At 47.1% G+C, this 2,329-nt stretch carries 1 protein-coding gene and 8 tRNA genes; 1 reads left to right on the top strand and 8 read right to left on the bottom strand.

Annotated features, from left to right (window positions below; all coding sequences use genetic code 11):
- Nucleotides 1-659 precede the first annotated feature (659 nt).
- From AC6R1A_RS06830 to AC6R1A_RS06795, 8 genes are all read right to left on the bottom strand, one after another.
- Nucleotides 660-736 (bottom strand) — tRNA-Met (locus AC6R1A_RS06830).
- 270 nt (nt 737-1,006) lie between these two features.
- A tRNA-Met gene (locus AC6R1A_RS06825) sits at nt 1,007-1,083 on the bottom strand.
- 42 nt (nt 1,084-1,125) lie between these two features.
- Nucleotides 1,126-1,201, bottom strand: a tRNA-Gly gene (locus AC6R1A_RS06820).
- A 52-nt stretch (nt 1,202-1,253) separates the two neighbouring features.
- Nucleotides 1,254-1,329: transfer RNA gene (locus AC6R1A_RS06815), tRNA-Gly, on the bottom strand.
- A gap of 52 nt (nt 1,330-1,381) precedes the next feature.
- Nucleotides 1,382-1,457: transfer RNA gene (locus AC6R1A_RS06810), tRNA-Gly, on the bottom strand.
- A gap of 123 nt (nt 1,458-1,580) precedes the next feature.
- A tRNA-Met gene (locus AC6R1A_RS06805) sits at nt 1,581-1,657 on the bottom strand.
- A gap of 42 nt (nt 1,658-1,699) precedes the next feature.
- Nucleotides 1,700-1,775: transfer RNA gene (locus tag AC6R1A_RS06800), tRNA-Gly, on the bottom strand.
- Nucleotides 1,776-1,812: 37 nt separating this feature from the next.
- Nucleotides 1,813-1,888: transfer RNA gene (locus AC6R1A_RS06795), tRNA-Gly, on the bottom strand.
- A gap of 53 nt (nt 1,889-1,941) precedes the next feature.
- On the opposite strand from AC6R1A_RS06795, the gene AC6R1A_RS06790 reads away from it, so the two are divergent.
- Nucleotides 1,942-2,118, top strand: coding sequence for a hypothetical protein (locus AC6R1A_RS06790; protein ID WP_500631038.1), 177 nt, complete (start codon nt 1,942-1,944; stop codon nt 2,116-2,118).
- The last annotated feature ends 211 nt before the right edge of the window (nt 2,119-2,329 follow it).

Raw genomic sequence — 2,329 nt, 5'->3', positions numbered from 1 at the left:
AGGTTAAGTGCAACTTTCCCACAGGTAGTTCCAGCACCTAGAGATGCATAATGCTTGCCGAATTCATCAACGCAGAGTTTGAGGTTGTTCTAAAAACGGCAATGTGGAAAAAAATGAGATGTGCGGCAAATTTACTGAAAGTTGAAAAAGTTAATCACACTGGCCACCAATGATTAAGATCAAAAAACAAGCACTTAATGATCAAAAAACCGGTTTACCCTGCCTATTGAAATTTACTTTAAATAGATAAAAATCAACAACTTAACAAAAAAACCAAACACCCATAACCTGATAAAACACCAAGAAAGATCCTCCTGCATAGCGCTTATACAAAGACTAAATTCAGGTTACCCACGAACTTATCCACAGAATGAAAAATGTGGATAACTCTGTTAGTTAGATCTGGGGCGTTGAGTTGAAAACACGCGCAAGGCCCATCGCCATTGCTGTGTCATCTTGGAGACAAACAAAAAAACGTCACAAATGACGCTTAGAGGTTCTAATTTGGGGGATGATGCTTCTCAGCATTAGAAAGAGCAGGTATAGCGAACCACAACACGCTTCATTGGGTTGCGGGGGCCAGATTTGAACCGATGACCTTCGCTGGGTTTTATGAATGGCTGAGCCCGACGAGCTAACGAATCATAGCACCTTAAAATTGGTTGCGGGGGCCGGATTTGAACCGACGACCTTCGGGTTATGAGCCCGACGAGCTACCAAGCTGCTCCACCCCGCGTCCGTATTGTGTCACCGTTAAGCACGATGAAGGCTATTCTGTCCACATAAAAGAAAGTGGAGCGACACACGAGGTTCCCTATTCATAAACAGAAAGGCGTGACCTCAACCTTGACAAGGTTGCACTCTACCAACTGAGCTAGTGTCTCATATCAACAGCGCTTGCTATTGATTGAATTTGGTTGCGGGGCCGGATTTGAACCGATGACCTTCGCTAGGTTTTATGAATAGCTGAGCCCGACGAGCTAGCGAATCACAACACCTTTAAAATTGGTTGCGGGGGCCGGATTTGAACCGACGACCTTCGGGTTATGAGCCCGACGAGCTACCAAGCTGCTCCACCCCGCGTCCGTATTGTGTCACCGTTAAGCACGATGAAGGCTATCAAAATGGAGCGACACACGAGGTTCGAACTCGTGACCTCAACCTTGGCAAGGTTGCGCTCTACCAACTGAGCTAGTGTCGCATTTTGTCACCGTTGAGCACGATGAAGGCTATCCTATCCACTTAAAAGAAAGTGGAGCGACACACGAGGTTCGAACTCGTGACCTCAACCTTGGCAAGGTTGCGCTCTACCAACTGAGCTAGTGTCGCATTTTGTCACCGTTGAGCACGATGAAGACTATCCCGTCCACTTAAAAGAAAGTGGAGCGACACACGAGGTTCGAACTCGTGACCTCAACCTTGGCAAGGTTGCGCTCTACCAACTGAGCTAGTGTCGCATATCAACAGCGTTTGCTATTGATGAAATTTGGTTGCGGGGGCCGGATTTGAACCGATGACCTTCGCTAGGTTTTATGAATAGCTGAGCCCGACGAGCTAGCGAATCATAACGCCTTTAAAATTGGTTGCGGGGGCCGGATTTGAACCGACGACCTTCGGGTTATGAGCCCGACGAGCTACCAAGCTGCTCCACCCCGCGTCCGTATTGTATCACCGTTAAGCACGATGAAGGCTATCAAAATGGAGCGACACACGAGGTTCGAACTCGTGACCTCAACCTTGGCAAGGTTGCGCTCTACCAACTGAGCTAGTGTCGCATTTTGTCACCGTTAAGCACGATGAAAGCTATCAAACTGGAGCGACACACGAGGTTCGAACTCGTGACCTCAACCTTGGCAAGGTTGCGCTCTACCAACTGAGCTAGTGTCGCTTTTCAACAACGTTTACGCTGTTCAGGGCTGCGAATTATAAGAGCATTTTTTTGTGATGCAAGTCCTTGGAAGAAAAAATCTGATTTTTTTTTCTGTTTGGATAAAAACCACACATAAGCGCCAACTTTTGCTTGAAAAGCGCTCAAACCCTTTGGCGGTAAGGGCGGATAAATTAGAGCCAGCTACCAAACAAGTCATTCGTTTTACTGAATTAATTGCTGGAGAGTAAAGTGAACGATAGAGTGGATTGATGGATGATCTCGTATTGATGCCTCACTCACTGCGAGACGAAGAATCAAGGAATTCAGGATGACGTTTCCCACCTCTCAGCCATATCGATGGCTTGTTGGGCTTGTGCTGAGCACCCTGCTCTTATCTGGGTGTGGTGCACTGCCTAAGCCCGTGAGGAACCTTGGCAAAAGTGATGTCGATTTTGTCAT

The sequence above is a fragment of the Vibrio sp. R10-SG3-ISO3 genome (assembly GCF_059834225.1).
Note: the sequence above shows the minus strand (reverse complement) of the source record. Positions and strands in the feature narration are given on the sequence as shown.